Source organism: Waterburya sp. (assembly GCF_058530065.1).
On record NZ_JBZNBU010000189.1, the window covers coordinates 19408 to 44192 of the forward strand.

The 24785-nt window shown below is 39.5% G+C and carries 19 protein-coding genes; 5 read left to right on the plus strand and 14 right to left on the minus strand.

Annotated elements, in window-relative coordinates; genetic code table 11:
* Positions 1 to 259: 259 nt before the first annotated feature.
* Positions 260 to 1855: an alpha/beta hydrolase gene (locus AC33VI_RS12035; RefSeq protein WP_491782506.1), complete on the plus strand. Its 1596-nt coding sequence runs from the start codon at positions 260 to 262 to the stop codon at positions 1853 to 1855.
* 18 nt (positions 1856 to 1873) lie between these two features.
* On the opposite strand, the gene AC33VI_RS12040 is transcribed toward AC33VI_RS12035, so the two are convergent.
* Positions 1874 to 2461 carry an alpha/beta hydrolase gene (locus AC33VI_RS12040; RefSeq protein ID WP_491782507.1) on the minus strand — a complete coding sequence of 196 codons (588 nt, stop codon included), beginning with the start codon at positions 2459 to 2461 and terminating at the stop codon, positions 1874 to 1876.
* Positions 2462 to 2582: 121 nt separating this feature from the next.
* Here AC33VI_RS12040 and AC33VI_RS12045 point away from each other — a divergent pair, with 121 nt between their 5' ends.
* Positions 2583 to 3287 (plus strand): ROK family protein, encoded by a 705-nt coding sequence (locus AC33VI_RS12045; protein ID WP_491782508.1) that lies wholly within the window; start codon positions 2583 to 2585, stop codon positions 3285 to 3287.
* Between the two features lie 29 nt (positions 3288 to 3316).
* Here AC33VI_RS12045 and dndE read toward each other — a convergent pair whose 3' ends face one another.
* The 4 genes from dndE to AC33VI_RS12065 form a co-directional block, all read right to left on the minus strand.
* Positions 3317 to 3691, minus strand: coding sequence for a DNA sulfur modification protein DndE (dndE, locus tag AC33VI_RS12050; protein WP_491782509.1), 375 nt, complete (start codon positions 3689 to 3691; stop codon positions 3317 to 3319).
* 45 nt (positions 3692 to 3736) lie between these two features.
* Positions 3737 to 5719, minus strand: a complete 1983-nt coding sequence (locus AC33VI_RS12055; protein ID WP_491782510.1) for a hypothetical protein — start codon at positions 5717 to 5719, stop codon at positions 3737 to 3739.
* A 15-nt stretch (positions 5720 to 5734) separates the two neighbouring features.
* The gene (locus tag AC33VI_RS12060) at positions 5735 to 8965 is read right to left on the minus strand and encodes a glycosyltransferase (protein WP_491782511.1); all 3231 of its coding nucleotides are present in this window, start codon (positions 8963 to 8965) and stop codon (positions 5735 to 5737) included.
* Between the two features lie 146 nt (positions 8966 to 9111).
* Positions 9112 to 9990, minus strand: coding sequence for a sulfotransferase family protein (locus tag AC33VI_RS12065; RefSeq protein WP_491782512.1), 879 nt, complete (start codon positions 9988 to 9990; stop codon positions 9112 to 9114).
* A gap of 159 nt (positions 9991 to 10149) precedes the next feature.
* Between AC33VI_RS12065 and AC33VI_RS12070 the strand changes: the two genes are divergently transcribed.
* Complete coding sequence (locus tag AC33VI_RS12070) at positions 10150 to 10932, plus strand: class I SAM-dependent methyltransferase (protein ID WP_491782513.1); 783 nt, start codon at positions 10150 to 10152, stop codon at positions 10930 to 10932.
* Between the two features lie 157 nt (positions 10933 to 11089).
* On the opposite strand, the gene AC33VI_RS12075 is transcribed toward AC33VI_RS12070, so the two are convergent.
* From AC33VI_RS12075 to AC33VI_RS12090, 4 genes are all read right to left on the minus strand, one after another.
* Positions 11090 to 12280, minus strand: a complete 1191-nt coding sequence (locus AC33VI_RS12075) for a Coenzyme F420 hydrogenase/dehydrogenase, beta subunit C-terminal domain (protein ID WP_491782514.1) — start codon at positions 12278 to 12280, stop codon at positions 11090 to 11092.
* A 171-nt stretch (positions 12281 to 12451) separates the two neighbouring features.
* Positions 12452 to 13759, minus strand: a complete 1308-nt coding sequence (locus AC33VI_RS12080) for an FAD-binding oxidoreductase (protein ID WP_491782515.1) — start codon at positions 13757 to 13759, stop codon at positions 12452 to 12454.
* Positions 13760 to 13807: 48 nt separating this feature from the next.
* The gene (locus AC33VI_RS12085; RefSeq protein WP_491782516.1) at positions 13808 to 16798 is read right to left on the minus strand and encodes a plasmid replication protein, CyRepA1 family; all 2991 of its coding nucleotides are present in this window, start codon (positions 16796 to 16798) and stop codon (positions 13808 to 13810) included.
* A 198-nt stretch (positions 16799 to 16996) separates the two neighbouring features.
* Positions 16997 to 17620: a GNAT family N-acetyltransferase gene (locus AC33VI_RS12090; protein ID WP_491782517.1), complete on the minus strand. Its 624-nt coding sequence runs from the start codon at positions 17618 to 17620 to the stop codon at positions 16997 to 16999.
* Positions 17621 to 17839: 219 nt separating this feature from the next.
* Between AC33VI_RS12090 and AC33VI_RS12095 the strand changes: the two genes are divergently transcribed.
* The gene (locus tag AC33VI_RS12095) at positions 17840 to 18538 is read left to right on the plus strand and encodes a M15 family metallopeptidase (protein WP_491782518.1); all 699 of its coding nucleotides are present in this window, start codon (positions 17840 to 17842) and stop codon (positions 18536 to 18538) included.
* 81 nt (positions 18539 to 18619) lie between these two features.
* On the opposite strand, the gene AC33VI_RS12100 is transcribed toward AC33VI_RS12095, so the two are convergent.
* From AC33VI_RS12100 to ribBA, 5 genes are all read right to left on the minus strand, one after another.
* Positions 18620 to 18817 (minus strand): hypothetical protein, encoded by a 198-nt coding sequence (locus AC33VI_RS12100; protein WP_491782525.1) that lies wholly within the window; start codon positions 18815 to 18817, stop codon positions 18620 to 18622.
* A 41-nt stretch (positions 18818 to 18858) separates the two neighbouring features.
* The gene (gene def, locus AC33VI_RS12105; RefSeq protein ID WP_491782519.1) at positions 18859 to 19425 is read right to left on the minus strand and encodes a peptide deformylase; all 567 of its coding nucleotides are present in this window, start codon (positions 19423 to 19425) and stop codon (positions 18859 to 18861) included.
* Positions 19426 to 19627: 202 nt separating this feature from the next.
* Positions 19628 to 20980 (minus strand): 3-phosphoshikimate 1-carboxyvinyltransferase, encoded by a 1353-nt coding sequence (aroA, locus tag AC33VI_RS12110; RefSeq protein WP_491782520.1) that lies wholly within the window; start codon positions 20978 to 20980, stop codon positions 19628 to 19630.
* Between the two features lie 6 nt (positions 20981 to 20986).
* Positions 20987 to 21553: a Crp/Fnr family transcriptional regulator gene (locus tag AC33VI_RS12115; RefSeq protein ID WP_491782521.1), complete on the minus strand. Its 567-nt coding sequence runs from the start codon at positions 21551 to 21553 to the stop codon at positions 20987 to 20989.
* A gap of 132 nt (positions 21554 to 21685) precedes the next feature.
* Entirely contained in the window at positions 21686 to 23356 is a 1671-nt protein-coding gene (gene ribBA / locus AC33VI_RS12120; protein WP_491782522.1) for a bifunctional 3,4-dihydroxy-2-butanone-4-phosphate synthase/GTP cyclohydrolase II, read from the minus strand.
* 286 nt (positions 23357 to 23642) lie between these two features.
* Between ribBA and AC33VI_RS12125 the strand changes: the two genes are divergently transcribed.
* Positions 23643 to 24785, plus strand: a 1143-nt coding sequence (locus AC33VI_RS12125) for a GTP-binding protein (protein WP_491782523.1), incomplete at its 3' end; no start/stop codon positions are given.

Genomic DNA, 24785 nt, shown 5'->3' on the forward strand with positions numbered 1-24785 from the left:
TCTATCTGTGTCTGAGATCGCCAGCTATGATTATTTCGATTGAGTTGGTAACTCAAAAGTAATTTTAAATCTCGAATGGCTTGGTTTGAAACGGTATTATTACTAGGTATAATATATTTTTTTAGTTAAGTAGATAGACAGGAAATAGCATCAAAAACTAAAAAAACTAAAAATCAAAGATTTATAACTAAATAAAAAATGTAGCAATCGGCAAAGATGCTACTATTTCCATATATTTTGAGAACAATAGCTAGTTTTAATGATTAAGTCGTTAATCTCATCAGTCCTGGGTATATGTGCTGCATCATTACCAATAAGAGCGATCGCAGCGGAAAGAATTGTTTTTAATCTTTCTCCTTTTGGTCAATTTCAAATTCAAGTAAACGATCTAGAGACATTTGTTGAGACAGGAGAAAGATCGAGAGAACTAGCTTATTATCTCGATCGCTTACCTCCAGAACAAGTCGATAAAATTCCAGAATTATTGGCAACTCCTTTAGAATTTAATCCCTTAACTATTGCTAAGTTTAGTAACTCTACAATTGGCGAAACACTAATTAGAAATTTTGGCAAGGGAATTAGAACTAGAACTAATCGCAATGGTTTTTTGGCTTTGCGAGGGGCTATTATTGCTGCTGCCTTCGATAGTGAAGGATTGACTGCTATCAATTTATTAAAGAAATTTCCTTTAAACACTATTCTTGTTGATATTTCAGTTTTAGACCGTTATATAGAACAAGGAGAAAAAATCTTAGAAGATCGTAGAGTAATTGATGAGCTTTTTTTTGCAGATACAAATAATGATTATTCTGAAGTAGATAATAAGCTTGTTGAATCGGGTGATTTTAGCTGGCAAAAACAACTTTTAACTTATAAAAATCCTCACCATTCTCAATCGGGATATTTTGATTTATACTTACCCACAAATACTTATGCTCCTTTAATTATTATTTCTCATGGTGTCGCTTCTAATCGCAAAACTTTTGGTTATTTAGGAAAACATTTAGCCAGTCACGGTTGGGCAGTGGCAATAGTCGAACACGATGGGATTGGCTTCAAAAAATTCGATAAGTTTTTATCGGGAAAAGCTTCCTTTCCCGAACCCAACAATTTGATCGAGCAACCTTTAGATATTAAAGCAGTTATCGATCGCTTAGAAATAGAATCGGTAGCTAATCCTTTACTACACAATAAAATTAATTTAGAAGAAATTGGTATTATCGGACATTCCTTTGGAGGTTATACAGCTTTAGCTTTAGCAGGAGGAAAATTGATTGTCGATGATAATAATGCTAATTGTCAAACAGAAGATTTTCAAAACGTTATACTCGACTTATCTTCTTTGGCAAAATGTACTTTTAATCAAATTTCTGAAGTAGATCGAAATCTAAAAGATCCGAGAATTAAAGCGGCGATCGCAATTAATCCCATGGGTAGAATATTCGGCAAACAAGGCATGAAATCGATCGATGTTCCCACAGCAATCGTATCGGGAACAAACGATTTAATTATGCCTCCCGTAACCGAACAGATCGAACCTTTTAGTTGGTTAGATGAAGATCTAGATAAATATTTAATCTTAGTTAAACCAGGTACTCATTTTAGCTTTTTGCGAGAAGGTTTGGGAATATTACCAGTACCAGATGATGTGGTTGGTATTAGCCCCACCAAAGCTTATCCAATAATCAAAGTAGTGACTACTATTTTTTTTCAAACCTATCTTCAAAATCGAGCTTTAGCCCCAGAATATTTCGACAAAAAACTACTTAATATCCCTAACTATGATGCTTTACAAATATCGATTATTAATTCGACTTTAGACCCAGACCTAAAACAGCTATTATTAGGTAATTAATAATTATTGAGTTATTAGTTATTCATCCTTTTTGAATTCAAAGATTTCTAGGGCAGTTGAATTTTTATTTCCTTCAACCGACCAAAATTTTTTCAAGTTAAATAAGTCTCTAGTGTTAATTTGCAAGTCTTCTGTAGGAAAAGAATACATAGCCTCAATAATAGTCCAACCATCAGATTCTTGGGGTTTATCGGCAGCTTGAATTAATGCCGAACGAATGGCATATAAACCATTTCTTTTCGGATGAGTTTTAATTGCCGTTCCCAATTCAGTTAAAAACTCTTCCCCTTCAGGACTATTAGTAAAACGATAAACTTCCACGCGATCGCTTTCAAAACGATTATTTAACCAATACTTCAATTGCGCTAAAGTTTCCCGATCTAAAAATTTAGAATATAAGCGAAACTCGCGAGTCATTTCACCTGTTTTAGCATATTTCTCTAAAGACTCTATAGAAATTTTACGATTAAAAGGACCATAAATTAATTTTACTTTTTCGGCACTAATAGCAGGCATTAATCCCAATCCTAAAAGCGATAAGCCAAAAATCAAACCAATCGATCCTCGTACAATCAACCAGGGTTGAATTTGATATTTATTTTTCATGGTAATTTATTAATAAATATACGCAAAATTAATTTTTAGATCGCAACAACCCTCACAATCCAAGCGATCGATACTATGTATATAATTCCCAATAGAATTTGAAAAACATTCATCACAGATAATGAACGAACCAAAAAAATCTTTTCGCACCCTAGCTGTAGATATTGGTGGTAGTGGCATCAAAGTAATGGTATTAGATCCCGAAGGCAATCCCTTGACCGAACGAGATCGCTTAAAAACCCCTCAACCAGCCAAGCCAGAAGAAGTAATCGATACAATCCTCACCTTGGCGAAATCTCATGAATTCGATCGCGCTTCCGTTGGCTTTCCTGGAGTAGTGCAAAATGGTTTGATTAAAACGGCGGTTAATTTAGACGACGATTGGCTAAATTACGATTTAGCTACCAGTTTGACTCAATTGCTATCCAAACCCGTTAAAGTGGCTAATGATGCTGATATTCAAGGTTTTGGGGCAATTTCGGGTCAAGGTTTAGAATTGGTAATTACTTTGGGTACGGGATTTGGTTCGGCTTTGTTTATTAACGGCAAACTAGTGCCTAATTTAGAAATGGGACACCATCCATTCCGCAAGGGAGAAACCTATGAAGAACAATTAGGTAGGGCAGCAATGGATAAAGAAGGTAAAAAGAAATGGAATAGTCGTCTGGAAAAAGCGATCGCAACTTTAGACCATTTATTTAATTACGACTTTCTTTATATTGGGGGGGGAGAAGCAAAACATATTAAATTCGATCTTCCTCCTAATGCCAAAGTTATCCCTAATGTATCGGGGTTATTAGGTGGGATTAGATTGTGGACGAGTTAATCACTATAAAAGCAAACCAATGTTCGATCCTACCCATTAACTAAATCTTCAATTTGCTGAATTTTACTATCCCCTGCTAAATAACCAATACCTCGATGGAGATGAAGGGTAAATTGCTGCTTGAGAGTATCTGGATCTGTTCCCAATCCATCTTGATAACAGCGTTGTTTGAGGGCAATTAGTAATGTATCTCCTATTTCACCACCAAAAACATTCCAAGCTATTTCTACTTTACTGTCGGTTTTAATTGGTATGGGAGAGGGGATACTAGATTCGGCAAGGGAGCGACATAAAGCCCAGCGACAGAGGGTATTCCACTGCTTAATTTTGGTTACACGCTTGAGTTTGATTAGTTGTTCTTCCGCTGTTTGAGAAATGCGGACTCTTTCTAGAGGATTTTCCATAACGTCTAGTTAATTAATTGGAATGACTATAATAGTTTATTTTCTTTACCTGGCTATTCCTTCAAAGCTTTGTCGGGGAAATTGAAGTTGACTGAGACTAACTTGATATTTGCTGGGATATTGCATAGCGTTAAAGCCTTCTGCTGCAATCCGAAACCGTTTAATTTGTTTGCCCTCTAATTTTTTTTGCCAATCAATCGTAGCAAAATCCACAAAATCCCATCTACTAGATAGTACGGGAGAAAGTAAAAAACCTTCTTGCATAATATCTCCCACAATACGATATCCTGCGATCGCACCGTCGGTAGTTTCTATATCTATATTGATCGGTGGCAATCTTAAAAGAGTGGTATTTAGTTTGCCAATCAGATTGGGATGAAGCTCGATTTTTGCCCAAATAGGCTGTTGGAGATCTTCCATTTCCAACCATTCATTTAATTGCACCTCTCGTTTGAGTAGTGGTTGGAATTGATATTGTCGGGGTTGGGGATTGCGTTTTAACAGTAGATAGCTATGTTCTAAATCGACGATATCGTAGCGAGTTAACAATTCTGGCCAAGAAAGACCGTCTTCAACAGTTGCCAAGCGTCCGTCGATTGGTTTGAGGTCGAAGAAAATATTTTCGGCTGCATCGGGTTGAGTTAAATGTTCGGCATTTAATCTAGCTAGCTTGCTAGTATAAGCTGAAAAACTCTGAACTGTTGGTCTGGGTTGGTAGGGGAAATCGTAAGGAAAAATAGTGGATATTTCGTTGGGATAAAGATCGACTGTCCCCGATACAGAAGGTAAAATATTAGCTGCTCTAATTTCTGCTCTACCTTGTTCGGCAATGGCTAAAAAATCTTCTTGACCCGTGATTACTTTGGCAACCTGGGGCAATCGTCGAATAACACGATCGATGGTTTTAACAGCGTAACTACCGCAACCATATTGAAGATAGTTATTTAAAATCACCGAACTCATGATAATGGTCGAGATTGCGGTAATACCCCATAACAGCAGCAACGGAGGAAACCTCAAAATTTTAACTTTGAGCCAAAGATTTTTGATCGAAGACCATAATATTGCCGTGTAAATTAGCATTACAGGGGTGGCATTAAAGACTGCTTGCAATGCGTGACTATCGTGACGAGTAAATGCCTTTTTGAAAGTAATAAAGAAAATTATTGCCAAGCCTAATATCGGTAATATTCTCCACCAAGAACGATTTTGCAGCTCGGTTATGGTTGTTAGCAGTAAAAAGGTGCTAACAACAAACAAATAAAGTAAAACTTCTCTCAACTCCCCAGGCAAGCCCATAGAGGCACTAAATCCTCGAACCACTTCTAAGCTATTGACAATATAAGCGGGAATATTGCCCAGATCTTGGGCTGCAAACAGCCAAAATATCAGCATAAAAGCGATATAAACCGAAGCTACTCGCGGGATTCTTTTTAGTTTGCCGATCTCATCGATCGCAATTAAACTCATAAAAGCGATCGCCAAAATAAAATAGGTTTGTTCGATCTGGCTGGCTAATGCTCCATTAATAGTTGTCAGAATTAATGCAGGAGTTATCTGCTTGCTAACGTAAAAGTAGAGTATTAAAGGCAAGATTAGCAAAATAAATTGAAACGATTCGAGGGATACGTCTTGGTTGGGAAAAAACCACAATATAGGAATCAAGAAAAATATCGATCCATCACCACGACTCAAACAATATCGAACTAGTCTAAATAGTCCCGCCCAAGTAGCCAGGGCAATTAAGACACTAAAACCAAAACCATAGCCATAGGTTTCGGGAAAATAATAATGGGCTACCCGTAAGAAACCATAAGGACCAGAGGTATTAATAAACTCTTGTCCAAACTGAATTTTATCTCTAAAGGCAATATGAGCCGCACTCCCCCAAGAATCATTGAGATCGTAACCATAAGGTGCTGGTTGCCAAGGCAAAAGTACCAACAGACAGTAGCCAAGAAATAGACAGCCAAAAATCAATAAGATGACTCTTTTCTGGACATTTTTGTTGTCTAAAGTATTTTTCATACTGTTGAGTGAAAATTAAACATTCAAGCTATAGTCTTCATGATTTTTAGTCAGGTTGGGATTATAACAAGGATCGGCATGACAAATATCTTGCCACTTTTCTTGCATATAGCCGATTTCTCGGGCAAAACGGGCTTGTTTTGCGGGAGTATCTTCATAACCCCTGCTTTTCGACTCGTAGTGATATAAGACGACATGAGGTAAATAAATATTACGATAACCGCCCTCGACAATTTTCAAACAAAGATCTACATCATTAAAAGCGATCGCCAATTTTTCTTCAAAACCGCCAACTTCAGCAAATACTTCTTGACGACACATCAAGCAAGCCCCTGTAACGGCAGAATAGTTATTGGTAGATACTATTTGAGAAATATATCCAGGTTGAGATACATGAAAATTTTTGTGGCTATGTCCTGCAACCCCACCGATACCCAGAACCACTCCCGCGTGTTGAATGGTATCGTCGGGATAGAGTAATAGACCGCCCACTGCACCAATAGAAGGACGTTGGACTTGTTCTACCATTGCCTCCAACCAGTCGGAACTAATTACTTCAGTATCGTTATTTAAAAAGAGGAGATATTCTCCATTAGCTTTAGATACCCCATAATTATTGATTTGGGAATAATTAAAAGGCACATCATAGGGATAGCATTTAAAGCGATCGGGTTGTGACTGTTGCCAATAGGCAAAACATTCGGCAGTCTTGGCTTCGACACTACCGTTATCAATCACAATCACTTCATAGTTAGGATAGGTAGTCTGAGTAAAAATAGACTTGAGACAAACATTGAGAGTATCAGCCAAATCTTTGGTAGGAATAATAATACTAACTAGTTTGTGTTCTTTAATTTCGTAGCGGATTGTATATACCCCTGGAAATTGTACCTTACTAATTACTTCTCCTGGTTCTCCCCTACGAGCGATCGCTTCTTGTAAGGCTTTTCTCCCCGCATCAAAAGCATAGGTCTTGGCATCTGCAAAAGCAGCCGTAGATTGAAAATGAATTCGCCAATGATAGAGAACATTTGGAATATGAAAGATTTTATCGGTTTTTTCTGTGACTCGCAGTACTAAATCGTAATCTTGACTGCCTTCAAAACCGACTCGGAAATTACCAATCTCGTTGACTAGCGATCGCCGATATACTCCCAAATGACAAGTATACATCCGCGATAAAAAAGAATCGGGACACCAATCAGCTTTAAAGTAAGGCTCTGAGTGAATATTCTGTTCGTTTACTTTATCTTCATCAGAATAAATAAAATCAGCCTCTGGATGGCGATTGAGCAATTTGACCACTTCGGCTAGGGCGTGAGGGGCGAGTAAATCATCATGATCTAAAAGAGCAAGATATTCTCCCGTAGCAATTTCCACAGCAGAGTTGGAAGCACGACTAATATGTCCATTTTCTGAACGCAAAACAATTTTAATCCGCTGGTCTTGTCGAGCATATTCTTCGAGGATTTGACTGATTTCGGGTTTACTCGAACAATCATCGGCTAAACATAGTTCCCAATTGGAATAAACCTGGGTCAGAACCGAATCGATCGCTTGACGCAAAAAGTCTTCATTGGGATTATAAACGGGTACGATAATGCTAATTTTTGGTTGATAGTCAATTTTTTTGAGCTCTTCCTTAATCTTACTTAGTTGATATAAGTCTGGATAGTTGAGGTCAAGCCACTTTTGGTACTTAGGATCTTTACTTTGTGGGGGTTCTTGAAGATGTACTGGTGGAGTAAAAGATAGTCCCGATTTAATTGCCCATGCTGTTTTTTTGAGAGTAGCTTTATGGGGAAAATTTTCTTTGAGCAATTTTAAATAATTACTATTGTTACCTTGATAAATTTTTTCTGAATAAGTATTTACTGGTTTAACAGTAAATTCGAGAGAATCATCGACACTAACTGACTCTAGGTGTTCTTGGTATAGGGCATCAGAGCTTTTTATATTTAATTTTTCCTTGAGGGCAAACCATTTTTGTCGGAATTGCCAAAATTTGCTACTTTCCATAGCTCGCACCAGACAGCCCAATTTTTCGATTTTTTTGCGAGCTATTTGCAGATTTTTGGCTGATTGTTGGGATATATCTAATAGTTCTAATTGAGCTCGATCTAACTCGGTTTCGGTGGCTTCTAGTTGAGCTAGTTTTTCTTTGGTATTCTGTAGTTCTAATTGAGCTTGGTTTAACTCGGTTTCGGTAGCTTCTAGTTGAGCTACTCTTTCTTTAGTATTCTGTAATTCTAATTGGGTATTCTGTAGTTCTAATTGAGCTTGATTTAACTCGGTTTCGGTGACTTCTAGTTGAGCTAGTCTTTCTTTGGTATTCTGTAGTTCTAATTGAGCTTGGTTTAACTCGGTTTCTAATTGCTGTTTTTCTTGGGATGTTCGTTGCAAATCGTGCCAATCTTGCAATACCCAAGATTCGTAATTACAACTCATGAGTTGAGATCGATCGCTAGACTGATTCAGATCTGCCTGTTGCTTTAGTTGATTGTATAAATCTAGAGCTTGGGGGAAAAACTTACTAATTGCAGTTTGACGATAATAATTACTATCGACGGTAAAAAGTGATGGTTGATAAATATCCCCAGCAGATGAAGTAGAAGACTTTGAGGTTGAAGACAGTTCTAGTTGCCATTTTTGTTGGCATAAATCTATGATGCGATCGGGGTCGTCAATAATACTAGAAATTTCTAATAAGAGACATTTTTTTGGTTGATGCTGATAAAAGTCTAAAATTATTTGATTATAATGACACCACTGCTTGACTGCAAAATTAGGATTCGTGCGAAAAATTACGTCTCCGCGACGAAAGAGAGAATCCACTACATCCCAAGGCGATCGATAAACAAAGACATATTTGGCATGAGGAATTAATTTCGACCAAAAATCCAAAAACAAAGTAGTACGAGGATCTTTCCAACCCCATAGAGGTTTGTCTTGTCTGGCTGAAATTAAATCTAAGGCTGGTTTTAAATATTGTGGTTGCACTTCCAGCGAACTTTTTTCCGTCCACCCTGCAATGCTAATTCCTTGAGATTGCAGAACATTTTGATGAAATTCCACAAAATCTAAATCTTCAAAATGTCCTGGGAGATTGCCTCGATCCTCACCCAGAAGACGATCTCCAATATTTACTCCCGCACTTTGTAACAAGGATGCGGTTAAAGAAGTCCCAGAACGGTGCATTCCCGTTGTTACGATCGTTACAGAATTATTTTGGGCTATATTGGTCATTATTTTCTTTGAGAATTAGAGAACAGGTAAATGCTCGAAGCAAACAGTAGTGTATTTTTTTTGAATTAAACCAACTTACAAATTATTGTTTAATATTTTAATACTTGCTACGCTCTATTGTGCAACCAATAATTAAAGACTAACTGTTAATTATCGATTGTTTTGAGCCTCGACCAATATCGAAAAGTTTTGACCCTAATAATAGGTCGATCGAGCCAGTTTTGCCAAAACCAAACTGGATAGGGTGATTTTTTCATAGTATAAGAGATGGTAGTTTCTCCTAAAGTAGCGAGTTCGTGAAGTTGCCCGTAGAGTTTGATAGCTTGAGGGAAATATTTGTATACCATGGTCGCCTGCGCCCGATATAAATTGACTTTACTGTTGCTAAACAAAGTATCGTCGTAGAGGTTTTGGGGCGATTTTAAGTCGAGGGATAATTTTTGTTTGATGGAATTAATAATAAACTGCGGGCGATCGATAATGTCTTCAATTCTTAATAAGATCCAGGGTTGAGGGGTAGTCTGACAAAAATGCAAAATTTTCTGATTGTAATCGATCCAAGTTTGAATGGCGATTTTAGGATTGCCTCGAAATAAAGGATCTCCTCGACGATATAAAGAGTCTACAACTTCCCAAGGGGAACGATAGACAAAAACGTACTTTAGCTGAGGGACTAATTCCGACCAAAAATTTAAAAACAATACCGTGCGGGGATCTTTCCAACCCCAGATTGAGTATTGCTTTCTGTCTACAATTAATTGCTGCGCTGTAGAGACATATTGTAGAGAGATTTGTTTGCCAGTATTATCGTTCCAGCCTTCGCTGGCTAGTCCTTGAGACTGCAAAATATTTTGATGCAACTCGACAAAATCTAAATCTTCAAAATGTCCTTTGGGATTGCTCAAATTAATCCCTAAAAGACGATCGCCAATAAAAACTCCCGCACTTTGTAATAAGGATGCGGTCAAAGATGTACCAGAACGGTGCATCCCCGTAATGACTACTACATCCCGATTATTCCCCATCTGATTTTTTTAAGCTCCCAATGCTTGCCTAATAACTACTCAATTTACAGCAATAATCCACAAGATAGTTAATGGGATAAGTAATTTATCTTAAGAGTCTAAACCACGATCGCGATCGCTCGATAAGATCGTACCAATAATTAATGAAGAGATCGAACTATGAAACAATCATATTCTCAACTGAGAAAGCAAATCTTTTCGATACCAATTCCTTTAGACGTGGAGTTGCTCAAAACAGTAGATGGTTTTGCCAGTCATAGTTTCTTAAAAAATCCTGCGGGTCAAAATATTTATCTATATTTAACGTTATTTGTTAAAGCATTATCCGAACGTCATTGTCAACAAAAAATAGACGCTCTCCAGATCTTAGATTGGGGTAGTGGAAAAGGTCATGTTTCATATCTTTTAAATAAATTAGGGGCTAAAACAATTTGTTGCGACCTTAAATCTGCCGATAATGATTCGAGTTTTGGACAAGAAACGCCAATTTTGGACGAGCATCATATTCCTGTCGAACCCCTATCTCACCCCTACAAGCTACCCTACGCAAACGAATCGATGGATGTGGTCTTGAGTTTCGGCGTATTAGAACACGTATCCCAAGATTTTCAATCTCTTCTCGAAATAAATCGAATTCTCAAGGCAAGAGGATTATTATTTTGTTTTAATTTACCCTATATATTTTCTTATACTCAAAATATCGCTCATCTTCGAGGTAATTACTATCACGATCGCCTTTATTCTAAATCTCAAGTAAGAGAACTATTAAATAATTCTCACTTTGAAATTATAGATTTGTGGCACAGACAATTGCTACCAAAAAATAGTATTAAATATCCCCGATATCAGTTGTTTGAATCTTTAGACCAATTTTGTACGGAGTATACTCCTTTAAAATATTTAGCCACTAATATTGAATTTGTGGCAGAAAAAAAGGACTAAGTATAGGTATATTTACTACACTATATATAGATTTAAAAAGAAAACGTTCGCTCTTCTTTAATAAGTTCAGACAACTATCGTACTCATTACTTGTTACTCAAGAGCGATTTACCCTAGGTACAAAGCGTTAAGTTGTCACCAATGCCTATTACCCACTCTATTCGGGTAATTTATATTGTGAAACTATTTTCTTCGCATATTCAGGGACGTGCTGCTCTAACTTTTCAGGATGTTTGCGCTTGAGATAGAGATAGTTGCGAGTAAAGTGAGAATCAATAGAAAAACGAGCGTATTCCAATCCCTTGGGGCCAATACGTTCGATGACTACTCCCATCATTTTTGCCGCCCACATGGGAAGGGTTACCCCCTTATCGTAAGCGGGAATGCTTTGCTGTACGGCATTATGGCGATCTCCACTGGAACTAACTGGTTGAGTATTTAATTGGTCGCGTACCAGATCTAACATTTCTTTACCAGTATCGTTACGCACGACAATCCACTGCCAGCCAAAGGGCGCGCCCATATAGCCCACGACTAGATCGGCTAGAGAATTAACATAGTCAAAACAACTCATGCAGGAAGGGGCAAAAACATCTTTGAGTTGATTGGTTTTTAAGCCAAAGAAAGGAACTTTTTCAATCGAGCCATCTTTGTGTTTAAAATGTATCCGAAAGTCTTGCATAAATTCGTAATGCACTACTGTATCGGGAGATCTACTAGTAGTATCCAAAAACTTTTGTAACCCTTCGCGACTGACATTATCAACGCAGGGAGTACCCAACACATAAAGCTTTTCTAAGCCTAATTCTTTTTCTACCGCCCGCAAAGCTTGAATTTGACAGCCCACGCCAATTACCAATAGGCGTTTCATTCCTGACTGTTCGATCTGTTCTAATATATTGAGATTGGGGGAAAGAGTCGGTTTGTTTACTTTTGCTGCCAATACTTCTTCAGGAGTGCGAGCGATAATAGGCATTGGTTGAAAGCGATCCTCAGCAGTATTTTGGACGCAGACTACCCCTTCTACTATTTTCTTCTCTAACATCTCACAAGCGATCGTGCTGACGATTCCCGTCCACTGCGCCCCTTCAATGGGTTGTTTTTTGCGGGCAGCCATCATTTCTTGATTGACTCCGAAATACAAGTCATTTTCCCTTGCCAAATCGCGGCTGCGACCGTGAGCGACTGTTTCCAACTCAGCAATTTGCTGATTGAGAAAAGCACAAGCTTCCTTAACATAATGTATATAGTAAGTATCGCAAAGTCCGCATTCACTACATAGCTCTTTAGCGGGACGACGGCTACCTGGCTTTAATGCCTTAGCTTTTAGATGGGGAGAAACAGTCATATAAAAAAATATTTATTATTAATGCCATTTGTTAGATAGTAATTGTCAGCTTAAGGTAATAGTCACGAGCATTACCAGGATTGCAAAGTTTTGTAATAAACATTGACTGAGGATCGCTATAAGTGTGGAAATGGGCTGTTTTAGCGATCGCCCATCAAACAACATTAAACATTAAACTAAAAAGCGATCGCAATTCAAGATATTTTGCGGGTCGAATTGGTCTTTGAGGGCTTGCATGATTTTGAGGGCGTTATCTTGATAGCCCCAGACATCTATTTGTTGCTTGATAGTTGAAGGGGCATGAAGCATAGTCAAAAAACCGTAGTTTTGTTGGCAGTGCGATCGCATTTTTAAAATAACCTCATCATCAGGACGATCTAGTTGTAACTGTCCGATACCGCTACTGGCATGAATTCTCCCAGCTACATTACCATTGACTATTGCTGGCGAGCGCAAAAAATCCACCGCAACAGCAGGGGCAAGACCAAATTTGGCAGTGACTGCATTTTCGGAATTGGGTAGGTTAGTGAGATTGGCGCATTGTTGCCATAAGTTTGTTTCTGCTTCTCCTTCATAGTCATGGGCGATAATATTTAACCCATCGACAATTGCTTTGACCCGTTTGATTTGCTGTTCGATGCTTTCGGGAATGGTTTGCCAGCGCAATATTAAACCCACTTCTCCAGATAATTTTAAAGAGTCGATCGCCCCTTCAGATAATAAATCCATGGCAGTGGGCGTTAAGCTAGAATTACGGATGGTTTGAGTAACTTTAGCAATAGCTTTTGCTTCGCCTGTTAATAAAAGAGTTTTAGAAGTAGAAATTTTAGGATAGGTGCGAAATGTCAGTTGAGAAATAATTCCCAGAGTGCCATAAGCTCCAGTAAACAATTTCATTAAGTCGTAACCAGCCACATTTTTAACTACTCTTCCCCCTGCTTTGGCGATCGCACCATCCGCCCGTACAAAAGAAATACCCAATAATAAATCGCGAACCCCCCCATAACCTTGACGATAGCTACCAGTATCCGCTGTCGCCACAATTCCCCCTGCAGTAGCACTATCTGGATAGGCAGGATCGAGTGGCAAAAATTGCGCGTGCGATCGCAATATTGCTTGGAGATCCTTAAGCTTCATTCCCGCTTCTACGGTTACCGTCAAGTCTCCGACAGCGTGTTCGATAAGGCGATCGCATTTTTGCGTGCTAACAACTAGCTGAATATTGTCAGTCTGCTTTCCCCAAGCTAATTTAGTACCGTTACCGCAAATCAACAGCCTCCATTGTTCTTGGGATGCTTGTTTGACGATCGCAGAGAGACTATCTACAGTATGAGGAAATACTAAATAGATCGATTGCTGGTTATTTTTAATTGCCGAATTGATTTTAGTTTGCCAATGGGAATCAGCTTGACTGAGTTCGATTAATTCAGTGTCTCTATCGACAATCGATTGAAGAGCAGTTGCGATCGCATTTGTCATCTTGAGGTATTCTTGAACAGTTAATAGTTAACATTTAACAGAAAACTATCAAAGATCCAAGCTTAATTGATGGTAATTATCGACCAAAGGCGACTGGTGTAACTGGCAGGATTGGCGGTTGTCTTGCGACCAGAATAAAGAACTACCAGGACGTTGGCGATCTATATTTAACCAGTGACTAAAGACTTTATCTCTCGAATCTTCTGGGGCTAAAATCTGATATACTCTGATTCTTTTTTTCTGCCAACTCTGCAAACGCTGGCATTTAATTTTACAGCCGATTTTACTCAGCAAGCGACTGATTATAGTAACGGGGCTATAGTTTTTGGCGATACCAAGATTGAGAATAGTTTTAATTTCCCGACGATTGTTTAAGGCAATTTTTGCTAAAGATTGTAATTCTGGATCGATATTGCATAACTCCCGCGAGATATCTTGCAACAAAACAGGAATACCTAATAATTCTAAAGTGCCGATTGCTGCCCCTAATTGGGAGTTATTAAAATCGGGTAGAAATAAGCTACCATTACCTCTGGCGATTAGTTTGCGGGCAACCTGAGTATCGCGATCTGCTAAGTAAGGACGACCTACAGTTAAGAAATAATGCAATCTAATTTTTTCATACCAACCGTCATCGTCGAGAGAAACTAATTCTGGAGTAATGGGGAGATGATAGCGTTGTTGTAATTCGTACTTGCGCAGAATACGGCGATCGCTAATGGATTTGATCGGACATTTTTTGAGTGTCTGATATTCTTGTTCGTTAAGATTGGGAGAAGTTGAGATCGCCCTACATTCCGCTAAATAGTTTTGATGGCTAATTTCAGTTATGGCTTCTACCAAACAACTATCAGTTTTGGCTTTGGGGGGTTCGGGTTTAAATTTAGAGGCTGCTAAAATTTGGTGTCCTTCCCCTTTTAGTCCCGCCAAAATAGAATTGCGGTAATTGACTGCTGCTGCATTAAACCGTACTGCCATTTTTGCCCAGCACAATAAGGATTCCGCTTGAAAACCCGTATCCAGATCGTCGAGATAGCTAAAGTCTGACTGTTGTAGCAAGCGAATATTTAATTGGGTAAACCGTTGATTGGAACTTAATAAAGCAGGAATGGAAGTCGAACCGTTGCCAATTTTATTAAAACTATAATTAGCACACCACAGGTGACGGGGAACATTTTGACGCAGGCGCGATAGAGTTTGGCGTACGGCATTTTCTGCTTGAATCCCCTGAGCGATCGCCCAAACGGAAGTAAAATGGTCTTTAAGATCGATGGAAATTCCCGTTTCAATGGAAGGACTGGCTAAAACCACATCGTATTGCCACATTATGGCTTCTAATTTGGCAATGCAACCATAGGCGGGATGGCTGGAGTCGGCTAGAGATTGGGAATCGATCCGCAGAATTTTTTTCTGGGGAAATTTTTGTGTTAAATATGCTTCTAGGGTTTGGGTACTCCATTTACTAGTTAATTTCTGTGCCGAAAGACAAACTAGGGGCTTACCTCCCTGCTGAATGTAGCTAGTTAGATTGCTGACTAATTTCTTGGGACTTTTGCCTGTATAGTTATATACTTGCCAAGATACATGGCGATCGCTTTGCCAGATATTTTGCACGATGAAGGGTTTGATTTCCATTCCCGACAAAGAAATTAAATAGTCTAAGGAAATATCGCTCAAGTCGGCATCGGCTACATATACTTGTCCTCTATCTCCTAGAACATTTTGCATCAAAGTTTTAAAGCACTTTAAGATTTCTACTCGACGCTCTTTACAAGTACTAGAGTTTAAAGCGTGCCACAACACCTGTTCCACTTCATCAATGATGACTAAGCTATTCGTCCAATCTTGGGGGTTAAATTGAGCCTGAGAAGTGCCGTGTAGAGAATCAATACATAAGCCATAATTTGCAATGTTGCGAGCGAGAGGATCTATGTCGCTCACATAACTCAAACCAAATCGCTGACATAGTTCTCTAACTAACTGTACTCGATGTCCAATAACCAAAATCTTTTGCTGGCGAGCGATCGCATCGGTGACAATTTTAGTTAAAGCTTCAGTTTTTCCCGTACCTTTGGGAGATTTAATGCCTACTAATTTAGTTGTGGGAGAAATTGCTAATTCGGGTAAATAACGACTGTTGAGTTCTAGATCTGTCGGATAAGTTAAATTAGTCCAAGACTTTGCTTTCCAAGTTTCTAAGTCCAAAGCATCTTCATAAGCCTGGGAAAAAGACTCTTTGCCGCGATCGACAATTAAATCATCTACTCCTTTACCCCAACTGGGACTCCAAGTAACCACTTTGACCCGACAGCCAGCTTTTTGTAATAAATAGCCAGTTTTTTTAATCGCTGCATTAACAGCCTTAACGGTTTTTGGTTTAGAATCGCGATCGAAAACAAGATATACTGTTCTTCCTGGCACTGCTAGTTTAGCCAACTGAGGAATCAAATGGGATTTACCAATTCGCTTGCCATTACTATCTTTAGGAGTGCGATAACCGTTATTAATCCCTGGCAAAGCCACCGCAGCATAGCCAGCGGATAATAATGCCCCAGCTTTTTTTGCCCCTTCCGTAATACACAGGGGTACTTCTGGGCGATCGCTCAACCACTGCCAAAAACCCAAGTCCGCACTGTCGGATTTAATTGCTTCTGGGGCGATAGTCACTTTTGCCGACTCGGCTATCTCTTGCCAGATATCCAGAGTGACTTTCAGGGCAAATAAGCCAGTACTAGTTTTAGGAGGATGTTCGTATTTAATCAGGCGATCGCAACTATTGCGGGGAGAATTGGGTTTGAAACAGCCCCAAATATCTTCTTCTCCACTTAAAACATCAATTCCCGAACACCACCAACCGCCAGCATCGGTATGGGCATAACGTTGAAGAAAACCTTCACTTATTCTGCCATCATTTCTTCTAGGGATAGAATCTGAATAAAGCAAATATTCAGCAGGGGAAGTACCTTCAAGAGAAACTACATTTAAGTTGGTTAATTCCTCCTTTACTCCACTTGCTTTCCATTCCCGTAAATGATCCATCTTTAATTTAATCTCTTGAACTTTGAGATTGGTATCATACCACCATATATAGTGTTTAAATCAAAAAAATATGTATGTATATACTATATATAGGGTCAGAATACGAAACAGAAGATGTGGTAATCAAACTAGCTGCTATAGATCTGGAATTGGAACTAGTAGATCTTTACCAATTAATAATTGATTATTAATTATTCATTACTCATTATTCATTTTTGAAGCTGGAGTTGATTTTAATAACTGATACCTAACAAACGGACGATTTAAGACATTTTGCACTAAAGCATCTGATAATAAACTAGAAGATAGCATATCTGCAGTTACCAAATACTCTTGCTGCAACTTTAAACCAGCTTTCTCCATGACTCTAGTTGAAGCCCGATTTTCCTTTAAAGCCCATGCAGATATTTTAGCTATGTTTGATTTGGTAAAACTTCGATCGATTAGACTCCTTGCTGCTTCGGTTGTATATCCTCGATTCCAATGCGATCGCCCTATGCGGTAGCCTATTTCTGTAGCGTCTGCTTCGGCAAGATTCAACTGACGTAACAATTCAAAATCCATTTCAGGACGTAAAAAGATCCAGCCGATAAACTCTCGATCGGGTTTAGCAAGTATTGCCCAAAAACCATAATCTGCTTGGGAATCATAACTTTTAACGTAGGGTAAAAAGCTCTTGGCGATCGCATCCCGACTAACTGCAATTCCGCCATTAATGTAGCGCATCACTAACCGATCGCTATCCAACTCCACCAGACAATCTAGATCGTCTTCGGTTAAGTTACGTAAAATAAGTCGTTCTGTTTCAAGAAAGATATTCATGTAAAGTGCGATCGCCTACAATGCTAATTTGTATTTTTCATAATATCTGTAATGCTTGATGTGGAAAACAATATTATGATTTATGATTGCTAGCGATCGACTAGTCATTTTGGATGGATGTAGGTAAAAATTTGACTAGACTTTGTACATGGATAGCAAACTAATGGTTTTTAGTTTTTAACCCATTACTCATTACCCATTACTCATTACCCATTAATCGTGAAACCATATCATCAGATTCCCATTCAAGATTGTGGCGAACCTCTTATTGCAATACCCCTAGATAACTTTTCGGTAGAATTACCCCATCCCTATGAAAAATTGGGGGCAGAATATGGTAAAAAATCTCCTTACTGTTTGCGCCAAGGAGTAGTCAAGGCTTTGTTGGAAGCACAATTTTTATTGGAGAAACGCTATCCCAACTGGAAAATTAAAATATATGATGCCTATCGTCCAGTAGGAGTGCAGCAGTTTATGGTGAACTACACCTACAACTCTTTGCTCAAAAGTCGCAATCTTCAGGAACAAAAACTATCAGCAAGAGAGCGTCAAGATCTGTGGGGTCAAGTATACCAATTATGGGCAGCACCTAGTTTAGACCGTAAAATGCCACCCCCTCATAGCACTGGTGCAGCAGTAGACGTAACGATTATTAACGATCGCGGCGAAACTTTAGATATGGGTGGAGAATTTGACGAACTTTCCGAGCGATCGCATCCCGACTACTATGTTAGCGATCGCGATAATGAAAATCAACAATATCAATTCAATCGCCAACTACTCTATCGAGTTATGACTAATGCTGGTTTTCAACGACATCCTGGAGAATGGTGGCACTTTTCTTTAGGCGATCAGATGTGGGCTTGGTTAAAAAATGAAATGGGAAACGCAGAAATAGCTCGTTATGGCAGAGTTTAAAGAAGTCAGGAGTCAGGAGTCGTGATGTCACCTCGTCCCGTCTTCGCGGGATAATATCTCCCCGTCTCCCTGTCTCCACATCTAGCTTTGATTGGCTTTAGTATCCTGCACTGCTACCCAAAACAAAATAGCTGTTAGGGGAATGCTGGCTGCCAAAATAAGCCCCGTCACCATACTACCTAGTTCGGGGTTACCAGAAGAAAGTTCAAATACCGAACCTACTCCTGCGATCGCGGTGATGCAACATAGCAACAAACAGACCCCGCTTTTTGGTGTCATTGAAATCATTTTTTATGCTCCTTTGAGGTTATTTATAGTTTTTATTTTTTAATTGGCTTAACCGCACTCACAGCAAAACCGCGTTTTTTCAATTCTTCGTTCAAAGCCAAACCATTTTCGACGCGATCGACAAACATCACCCCATTGAGATGATCCATCTCGTGTTGAATAGCACGGGCTAATAAACCGTTAGCTTTTAGTTTACAGGGTTTTCCCTGTTCGTTTTTATAAGTTACTTCGATTTCTTCAGGGCGAGTTACTTCTAGATATACCCCAGGAATACTCAAACAACCTTCTTCGGAGTTACAAAAATTGTTGCTGGCTTTAACAACTTTAGGATTAATCAAAACCAAAGGAGGCTCGTCTGGTTTGTCTAAAGCAATATCAATAACAATTAACTGTTTGTTGATACCTACTTGGGGTGCTGCCAAACCAATACCATCGGCACTGTACATGGTTTGCAGCATTTCCCTAATAGTAGTGCGAATTTTGTCGTCAACTTTAGCAATACGTTTGGCTGGCTGACGCAAAACGCGATCGCCCAAATAGTGAATATCTAAAGGTGGATTATCTAATTTTTTCTTTTCAACTGCAACAACAGTAACCATAGATTTAATATCTGCTTTTCAAAATCTCTTCTTAGTATATAGTTTATATTTTATCGTTTTCCCAGAATGACTTTATAATCTATGAGCCACAATGGATTGACTGGGGAGTAGGGGAGTAGGGTGATAATAAAAGAACTAAATACTAAAGACTAAAGACTATTCTCTTCGAGCAATTCTCTTATCCCGAACTAAGGTTACTTAATTACTCATTACTTATTACTTCTTTGAGGGTGCTGACAAAATTAGGATAAGAAATCGAAGCCGCTTCGGCGCGGGCGATAGTAGTTTTGCCTTGGGCATTTAAAGCAGCGATCGCCAGACTCATGGCAATACGGTGATCGGTATAACTGTCTACTTCTGCCCCTTGAAGGTGGTTTCCACCAGTTATTTCCAAACCATCACTCAATTCGCTAATATTTGCCCCCATTTTGCCTAATTCTGTCGCCATAACTGCCAAGCGATCGCTTTCCTTAACTCGCAATTCGGCAGCATCCTTAATTACGGTAGTTCCCTCGGCAAATGCCGCAGCGACAGCTAGAATGGGGATTTCGTCGATTAAACGGGGAATCAGAACGCCCGATATCTCACAAGCTTTGAGACGGCTATATTTAACCCTTAAGTCTGCGACAGGTTCTCCTGCGACAATTCTTTCGTTTTCCCGTTGGATATCTGCTTCCATCATGGCTAGAGCTTCTAATACCCCAGTACGAGTCGGGTTAACCCCCACGTTGGTAATGAGTAAATCCGAACCAGGAACGATTGCTCCAGCCACCAACCAAAAAGCAGCAGAACTAATATCTCCAGGAACAATTACTGGTTGTCCTTTTAAGGTAGGCTGTCCTGTGAGGGTGACGCTATTGGTATCGGGGTCAATATCTAAAGTTGCGCCAAAAGCTCGTAACATTCTCTCGCTGTGATCGCGGGATAAAGCTGGTTCGGTGACTGTAGTTTTGCCATCTACCATCAAGCCTGCCAACAGGACGCATGATTTTACTTGAGCCGAAGCAATGGGGGAATGGTAGTGAGTGGGTTTTAGTTGTTGTCCTTTCACTGCGAGAGGGGCGAGAGAGTTGTTTTTTCTCCCCCAAATGCTCGCACCCATTTGAGTCAGGGGTTTGACTACCCGCGACATGGGGCGCGATCGCAAGGAATTATCCCCCGTAACTACATACAAGCGATCGGGGTGAGAAGCGAGTAAACCCAGCATCAAGCGCATGGTCGTACCAGAGTTGCCCGCATCCAAAATATTAGCTGGCTCTTGAAGATTGCCTAAGCCTACCCCTTTGACGATTACTTGCTGACTATTTAGTTCGGAAATTTCTGCTCCCATCGCTCGAAAACAAGCTGCGGTGCTGCGGGGATCTTCTCCTAATAACAAGCCTTCTATGGTGGTTTCTCCTTCGGCGATCGCACCTAACATTAAAGCTCTATGGGAGATGGATTTATCCCCTGGAATAGTTATCGTACCCTTAACACTAACTCCCGATTTCTTGGGAGCGATCGCCAGTAGTTGAGAATTATTAGCACCATCATGGATGCTGACCATAGAAGACATAAAAAATTACCGATCGTTATTGTTTGAATTGAGTAAAACGATTGTATTTCTTTCTGGACGACTTAGAAAACCCTCTCTTTCTAACTGGTTGACTATTTTGGTTACTGTCACTCTAGTTGCCCCAATAATTTCTGCCAAATCTTGATGGGTGATGCGCAAATCGATCGACCGACCAATTCCAACTTCTTTGCCAAATTTACGACTCAACCAGATTAATATCTGACGCAGTTTTTGATACATTGTCTCGGCGCGAATAATACATAGCAATTGTTCTGTTTGCTGTACGTGACGATGAATAAAGTCGCTAACGCTACCTAGCTGTTGGACGGGAATAGCTAAGGCTTGCACCTCAGTCATACACTTTACCAGACAGGGTTCGACCAGAGATAGGGGTTGCCCAATCATATCTTTCGCACCCCAATATCCCAATGTGATGGGATGTCCTTCTTCCGTCCAAGTAGAGGTTTTGACAATGCCCTGTTGCAACAACCAGTAAATATCGCTTTGAAGAGGAATCAATTCACTTTTAGCAAATGTTTGATGCTCTATGTTGTTTGGTGAATTTTGCTGCATCAGAGTCTGGGTTATTACCTATAAAAAAAGCAAACTGTTTTGTATCATAAACAAAAATAGATGCACAGAGCAATTTTTTTTCAGGAAAATATTGTAATTTATTTAACAATAAAACAGCCAAACTATTGTCATTTAATGTTTATCAAAACTGTAAATTATTTGACCTTCTAAATTATTAGCCAGAGAAGAAGGTTTTAAATCAAGATGATAATTTTGGCGTTCTAATTTAACTTGCAGTCCTGTCATCGGGTCTTCTCCCACAGCAATTAAAAATTCTAAAAGATTTACATCTTGCCAATCTCCTAAAACATCTAAAATTTTGATAATTCCTGCTAAATAGGGATGATTAAGATCTTGATACCAATTACTTTTAACTAAGTTTGGTCGATCTAAACCAAGATGGAAAATTAAGGAAGAATTACTAAACAAAGCGATCGCAATTGGTCTTGCTTCTTCTTGTACTAATAAGTTTTGTTCTTGAGCCAAATAGCGAATTTTATCGAGTTTTTGGTAGCGGATTTCGCTAGATACTTCTCCCTGCCAATTGATAGCCACAGTAACCAAGTAAGTTTGTAGGAGTAAATGACCTAATTTTTTGGCTTTGGTAGCCAGATACACCGAATTATAATCGGTAGCTTCGATTAATAAAGGCAAGCGATCGACTATTTCTAATCCATAGCCTTTTAAGCCAGCTATTTTGCGGGGATTATTGGTAATTAATTTAATTTGTTTGACACCCAAGTCATTGAGAATTTGCGCCCCCATGCCATAGTCTCTCAAGTCGGCGGGGAAACCCAATCTTTCATTGGCTTCGACCGTATCCAAACCCATATCCTGTAGAGTATAGGCTTTTAATTTATTAACCAAACCAATACCTCGACCTTCCTGACGCAGATATACCACTACCCCCAATTCATTAGCTTCGATCATTTTTAAAGCTGCTTGTAATTGCATCCGACAGTCACAACGCATCGAGCCTAAAGCGTCCCCTGTCAGACATTCCGAATGCATCCTTACCATTGCAGGTTTGTTACTTAAATCTGCCAATTCTCCTTTAACGATCGCCAGATGTTCCGTATTATCTAACGCATTGCGATAGGCATAAATTTTAAACTCGCCAAATTGACTGGGAAATTCACAGACTGTTTCCCGATAAACAAAGCGATCGTGTTGGAGGCGATAGCTAATTAAGTCGGCAATGCTAATTAGTTTTAAATTGTGTTCCTTGGCATATTCCACTAACTCAGGCAATCTTGCCATCGAACCGTTGGGGTTTTGAATTTCGCAGATAACCCCCGCAGGATAAAGCCCTGCTAGGCGAGCTAGATCGACTGCTGCTTCCGTATGCCCTGCCCGTTTTAACACTCCTCCGACTTTAGCTCGTAAAGGAAAAATATGACCAGGACGTACCAAATCTTCAGGGCGGCTGGCAGGGTTGATGGCTACTTGTATGGTACGAGCGCGGTCTTCTGCGGAAATACCTGTAGTTACTCCTAATTTAGGAGAAGCATCAATGCTAATGGTAAAGGCTGTTTGGTTGGGATCGGTATTTTTATTTACCATTAATGGTAAGTCTAAAGCGTCTAGGCGATCGCCTGTCATTGCCAAACAGATCAAGCCTCTAGCTTCTACCGCCATAAAATTGATCGTGCTAGGAGTTGCAAATTGAGCCGCACAAATTACATCGCCTTCGTTTTCGCGGTTTTCATCGTCTACAACTACAACAGAACGACCTGCTTTAATATCAGCTAAAGCAGAATCAATAGAATCAAAAACAATTGGGTTAGTTTGAGGCGTTTCCACTGCAAAAATCTTAGATCTGAATAATATAGGGGATCTTTAGTACCACTATTTTAATAATTGTAACTTTTTTTAGACCTCAAGCATAATTATCTTTACTTTTAGATCGAAATGTACTGTTGCTATTACGAGAGATTACAATTTTTATTCAGTCAATGCCTAGCAGTAGTAATCTCAAAGTAGAATCGACAGCAATGTTAAATACCTCCATATATTCTCCTTCAAACTCGATCGCCCTGGCGATCGGTGTTTTTAGAAAAACCCATACAATCTACTTTGAGGTGAAGTCATGAGTCAAAACGGCATCACGAACGTGCGTAATGTAGCAATTGTCGGCCCCTATTCTGGCGGAAAAACTACATTATTAGAAAGTATTTTATTTGTTACTCAAAAAATTACTCGTAAAGGCAATATTAAAGATGGCAATACTATAGGAGATGGTTCTCCAGAAGCCCGCGATCGCCACAGCACTATAGAATTATCCGTAGCTAATAGCCAATATCAAGATACTAATTTTACTTTTCTCGACTGTCCTGGTTCGGTTGAATTTACCCAAGAAACCTACAATGCCTTAGTTGGCGCGGGAGTGGTAGTAGTAGTTTGCGAGCCAGTAATCGAAAAGGTGTTGACTTTAGCACCCCTGTTCCAATTTCTCGATGACTGGTCGATTCCCCACCTGGTCTTTATTAACAAAATCGATCGCAGTTCCTACGGCTTTTTAGAAATTCTTCACGCTCTTCAAGAACTTTCCAGCCGTCCTTTAGTTCCCCAACAATATCCCATCCATCAAAACGAAGCTTGTATTGGCTACATCGATCTAATTACCGAACAGGCATATCACTATCATCCCGATCTGCCTGCCGATCCCGTTGCTTTTCCCGAACATTTGGCGGAGGTCGAACAAGCTGCCAGAAATGAGATGCTAGAAACCCTGGCAAATTTTGACGATCGCTTATTAGAAGAACTTGTCGAAGACATCGAACCGCCTCAGGCTGAAATTTTACAAGATCTGAAGAAAGATTTAAGTGCTGATTCCATCGTTCCCGTATTTTTGGGTATAGCAGAACGAGATTATGGAGTACGTCCTTTATTAGATGCTTTGGTTAAAGAAGCTCCTTCCCCAGACATTACGGCAGAACGTCGTGGCTTGCAAGCTAAACCAGAAGGGGATGCCATCGCTCAAGTTCTCAAGACCTACTTTACCGCTCAAGGAGGACGTTTATCTTTAGTTAGGGTGTGGCAAGGTCAAATCTCTGACGGTATGACTCTCAATGGCGATCGCATTGGTGGCATATATCAATTAATGGGTCAACAGCAAACCCCGATTCAAAAAGCTAGCGTGGGTCAAATTGTAGCTCTGGGGCGCATGGAAGGGGCAAAAACGGGAGATACTTTAACTGATTCCGACCGAGAAATCGAACCCTTACCCAAA